This window comes from Myxococcus sp. RHSTA-1-4, assembly GCF_020037125.1.
GTDB lineage: Bacteria > Myxococcota > Myxococcia > Myxococcales > Myxococcaceae > Myxococcus.
The window spans coordinates 1-5,292 of sequence record NZ_JAIQDG010000081.1; the positions used below are offsets into that span (position 1 = coordinate 1).

Here is a 5,292-nt window from a genome sequence, read left to right on the forward strand (position 1 = left end):
AGATTGCGGAAACCGCAGTCAATTCTTTGAAGGTGCCAGCCAGGTCGCGCTGCGAAGCGCAGCCGGCAGCACCTACCGAATCAGCGAGCTTTCAGCTCTTAGCCGAGCTGGAGCTGACGCCGGTTCAATTCTTCAAAATTCAATTGGAGAGTTTGATCCTGGCTCAGAACGAACGCTGGCGGCGTGCCTAACACATGCAAGTCGAGCGCGAATAGGGGCAACCCTTAGTAGAGCGGCGCACGGGTGCGTAACACGTGGATAATCTGCCTGGATGCCCGGGATAACCAGTCGAAAGATTGGCTAATACCGGATAAGCCCACGGTCTCTTCGGAGACTGAGGGAAAAGGTGGCCTCTGTATACAAGCTATCACAACCAGATGAGTCCGCGGCCCATCAGCTAGTTGGCGGGGTAATGGCCCACCAAGGCAACGACGGGTAGCTGGTCTGAGAGGACGATCAGCCACACTGGAACTGAGACACGGTCCAGACTCCTACGGGAGGCAGCAGTGGGGAATTTTGCGCAATGGGCGAAAGCCTGACGCAGCAACGCCGCGTGTGTGATGAAGGTCTTCGGATTGTAAAGCACTTTCGACCGGGACGAAAACCCGTTGGCTAACATCCAACGGCTTGACGGTACCGGGAGAAGAAGCACCGGCTAACTCTGTGCCAGCAGCCGCGGTAATACAGAGGGTGCAAGCGTTGTTCGGAATTATTGGGCGTAAAGCGCGTGTAGGCGGCGTGACAAGTCGGGTGTGAAAGCCCTCAGCTCAACTGAGGAAGTGCGCCCGAAACTGTCGTGCTTGAGTGCCGGAGAGGGTGGCGGAATTCCCCAAGTAGAGGTGAAATTCGTAGATATGGGGAGGAACACCGGTGGCGAAGGCGGCCACCTGGACGGTAACTGACGCTGAGACGCGAAAGCGTGGGGAGCAAACAGGATTAGATACCCTGGTAGTCCACGCCGTAAACGATGAGAACTAGGTGTCGTGGGAGTTGACCCCCGCGGTGCCGAAGCTAACGCATTAAGTTCTCCGCCTGGGAAGTACGGTCGCAAGACTAAAACTCAAAGGAATTGACGGGGGCCCGCACAAGCGGTGGAGCATGTGGTTTAATTCGACGCAACGCGCAGAACCTTACCTGGTCTTGACATCCTCGGAATCCTTCAGAGATGAGGGAGTGCCCGCAAGGGAACCGAGAGACAGGTGCTGCATGGCTGTCGTCAGCTCGTGTCGTGAGATGTTGGGTTAAGTCCCGCAACGAGCGCAACCCTCGCCTTTAGTTGCCACGCAAGTGGATCTCTAGAGGGACTGCCGGTGTTAAACCGGAGGAAGGTGGGGATGACGTCAAGTCCTCATGGCCTTTATGACCAGGGCTACACACGTGCTACAATGGCCGGTACAGAGCGTTGCCAACCCGCGAGGGGGAGCTAATCGCATAAAACCGGTCTCAGTTCAGATTGGAGTCTGCAACTCGACTCCATGAAGGCGGAATCGCTAGTAATCGCAGATCAGCACGCTGCGGTGAATACGTTCCCGGGCCTTGTACACACCGCCCGTCACACCATGGGAGTCGATTGCTCCAGAAGTCATCTCACCAAGAGGTGCCCAAGGAGTGGTCGGTAACTGGGGTGAAGTCGTAACAAGGTAGCCGTAGGGGAACCTGCGGCTGGATCACCTCCTTTCTAAGGAGACCGGGCATCGGACACGCACTTCGGTGCGAGTAGGCGATGCCAGCAGCCTTCGGGCTGCGAAGGTCGACCAGGTCAACGTTTCCGAGTCACAATCTGACTCTCTACTCCGGGCTTGCTGTTTGGTTTTGAAGGACCGAGTCATACGAAGGGTAAGTTCAATTTCTGCTGAGAGAAGTTCTCGCAGAGGCTGATTTGCCGGGTGTGGTGAGGCCGGGAGGCTTCGGCACATCCAGAGCGCAAACCAGCATCTACAAGCGTAAAGAAGTCCTTCCAGGTCTGCTGCGAAGAGCAGGGGTCTGGGCCTTGGTCTCGAGTTTCGACAATCCGCCGGGAGGCGGGTGTGAAAGAGATCAGGGTAAGTAAGCTACTAAGGGCGTGCGGTGGATGCCTAGGTGCCAAGAGGCGATGAAGGACGTGGGTGGCTGCGAAAAGCTCCGGGGAGCTGTCAACCGAGCGTTGATCCGGAGATGTCCGAATGGGAAAACCCAGCGCTGCGAATAGCGGCGTTACCACCAGCTGAATCCATAGGCTGGCTGGAGCTAACCAGGGGAAGTGAAACATCTCAGTACCCTGAGGAAGAGAAAACAACGAGTGATTCCCAAAGTAGTGGCGAGCGAAATGGGAGAAGCCCAAACCGGAGTCACGCAAGTGGCTTCGGGGTAGTGGGTCCGCGGTAGGACCTTGACTGGCTAGCGGAAGCGTCTGGAAAGGCGCACCAAAGAGCGTGATAGTCGCGTACGCGAAAGCTGGTTGGGGCCGAGCGGGGTACCCAAGTAAGGCGGGACACGTGCAATCCTGCCTGAATCTGCCGGGACCATCCGGTAAGGCTAAATACTCCTTGGCGACCGATAGTGAACTAGTACCGCGAGGGAAAGGTGAAAAGAACCCCGGCAAGGGGAGTCCAAAGAACCTGAAACCGCATGTCTACAAGCAGTCCGAGCACTACGCCGCAAGGCAGTGCGAGGGCGTACCTTTTGCATCATGATTCGGCGACTTAATATACGTAGCGAGGCTAAGCCGTTAGGTGGAGCCGGAGCGAAAGCGAGTCCTAAGAGGGCGATTCAGTTGCGTGTATTATAACCCGAAGCGGGGTGATCTACACATGGCCAGGTTGAAGTGCGGGTAACACCGCATGGAGGACCGAACTCATGAAAGTTGAAAATTTCTGGGATGAGCTGTGTGTAGGGGTGAAAGGCCAATCAAACTCCGTGATAGCTGGTTCTCCCCGAAAGATATTTAGGTATCGGCTCGGGTAATTCAATACCGGAGGTAGAGCACTGAAACGGCTAGGGGTCTCACCAGATTACCAAACCGTATCAAACTCCGAATGCCGGTAATTGTTATCCCGGGACGCAGTCAGTGGGTGATAACGTCCATTGGCAAGAGGGGAATAACCCAGACCGACAGCTAAGGCCCCCAAATCTAGTCTAAGTGAACACTAGAAAGGATGTGGCAGGTCATTGACAACCAGGAGGTTGGCTTAGAAGCAGCCATCCTTTAAAGAAAGCGTAATAGCTCACTGGTCAAGACAGGCCGCGCCGAAAATGTAACGGGGCTCAAGACTAGTGCCGAAGCTTCGGGTCATGCGCAAAACGCATGGCGGTAGGGGAGCGTCCCAGTTGCAGCGAAGGTCGACTGAAAAGGCGGCTGGAGCGACTGGGAGTGCTGATGCCGAAATGAGTAGCGATAAAGGGGGTGAGAAACCCCCTCGCCGTAAACCCAAGGTTTCCTGGGTCAAGTTAATCTTCCCAGGGTTAGCCGGAACCTAAGCCGAGGCCGAAAGGCGTAGGTGATGGAAAGCAGGTTAATATTCCTGCGCCATCTTGTGAGCGTTGAACTAAGGGAGGACGGAGAAAGCTAGGCGAGCTGACCGGTGGTTGTGTCAGTCTAAAGGTGTAGGGGTGTCGCGTACGAATAAAGGCGCGGCAGCCATCCCCGAGACCCCATGGCGCCCCGTCAGGGGTAAGTCGCTGATGCTCGGCTTCCGAGAAAAGTCCCGTAGGGAGCTCATAGGGTGTCCGTACCGTAAACCGACACAGGTGGGTGAGGAGAAAATCCTAAGGCGCTTGAGAGAACTCTCCTCCAAGGAACTAGGCAAATTTCCACCGTAACTTCGGAAGAAGGTGGGCCTCTGGTAGGTGTAGGCGTACAGCCGAAGCCGAGAGAGGTTGCAGAGAAATGGCGGTAGCGACTGTTTACCAAAAACACAGGACTCTGCGAAGGCGACAAGCCGACGTATAGGGTCTGACTCCTGCCCGGTGCTGGAAGGTTAAGGGGATTCGTCAGCCGCAAGGCGAAGCGATGATCCGAAGCCCCAGTAAACGGCGGCCGTAACTATAACGGTCCTAAGGTAGCGAAATTCCTTGTCGGGTAAGTTCCGACCTGCACGAATGGAGTAACGACTTCCGCGCTGTCTCGGAGAGGGACTCAGCGAAATTGAAATAGCTGTGCCGATGCAGTTTACCCGCAGCAAGACGGAAAGACCCCGTGAACCTTTACTACAACTTGACAGTGACACTAGGGATTGACTGTGTAGGATAGGTGGGAGCCTTTGAAGCCGGGCCGCTAGGTTCGGTGGAGGCAACGGTGAAATACCACCCTGTTGATTTCTGGTGTCTAACCATGTCCCGTAAGCCGGGATTGGGACACTGTCTGGTGGGTAGTTTGACTGGGGCGGTCGCCTCCCAAAAAGTAACGGAGGCGCGCGATGGTTCCCTCAGCCCGATTGGAAACCGGGCGGCGAGTGCAATGGCATAAGGGAGCTTGACTGCGAGAGAGACATCTCGAGCAGGTGCGAAAGCAGGTCATAGTGATCCGGTGGTCCTGAATGGAAGGGCCATCGCTCAACGGATAAAAGGTACTCCGGGGATAACAGGCTTATCTCCCCCAAGAGTTCACATCGACGGGGAGGTTTGGCACCTCGATGTCGGCTCATCGCATCCTGGGGCTGGAGCAGGTCCCAAGGGTTTGGCTGTTCGCCAATTAAAGCGGTACGCGAGCTGGGTTCAAAACGTCGTGAGACAGTTTGGTCCCTATCTGCTGTGGGCGTAGGATACTTGAGAGGCTCTGACCTTAGTACGAGAGGACCGGGTTGGAGGCACCGCTGGTGTACCAGTTGTCTCGCCAGAGGCATCGCTGGGTAGCCATGTGCCGATTGGATAACCGCTGAAAGCATCTAAGCGGGAAACCGACCTCAAGACCAGGTATCCCGGGCGCAAGCCCCTGAAGACCCGTCGAAGACTACGACGTTGATAGGCCGGGTGTGTAAGCGTGGTAACACGTTGAGCTAACCGGTACTAATGGGTCGAGCGGCTTACTTTCCCCGTTCTCTTCCATGCCTCCTTTCGGGGCGTAAGGGATTCGGGACCAAGGCCGAGGCTCGAGTGCGAGTAACGCACTCGCCTGGAAGCGGCTTCAAGGCGCAGCGAGGCTTCACTCGCAGAATTGAAACTTACCCTTTGTATGTACGAGTCACTCATTTTCCGGTGGCAATGTCGGAGGGGTCACACCCGTTCCCATCCCGAACACGGAAGTTAAGCCCTCCAGAGCCGATGGTACTCCGCGGGAAACCGCGTGGGAGAGTAGGTCGCTGCCGGATTCTTTTT

3 rRNA genes are annotated in these 5,292 nt (G+C 56.0%); all 3 read left to right on the plus strand.

Annotated features, from left to right (window positions below):
- The first annotated feature begins 140 nt into the window (after positions 1-140).
- The 3 genes from K8638_RS43855 (at position 141) to rrf (ending at position 5,285) form a co-directional block, all read left to right on the plus strand.
- Positions 141-1,678, plus strand: a 16S ribosomal RNA gene (locus K8638_RS43855).
- A 366-nt stretch (positions 1,679-2,044) separates the two neighbouring features.
- Positions 2,045-5,008, plus strand: a 23S ribosomal RNA gene (locus K8638_RS43860).
- A gap of 160 nt (positions 5,009-5,168) precedes the next feature.
- Positions 5,169-5,285: ribosomal RNA gene (rrf, locus tag K8638_RS43865) — 5S ribosomal RNA — on the plus strand.
- Together the 16S, 23S and 5S rRNA genes form the textbook arrangement of a ribosomal RNA operon.
- The last annotated feature ends 7 nt before the right edge of the window (positions 5,286-5,292 follow it).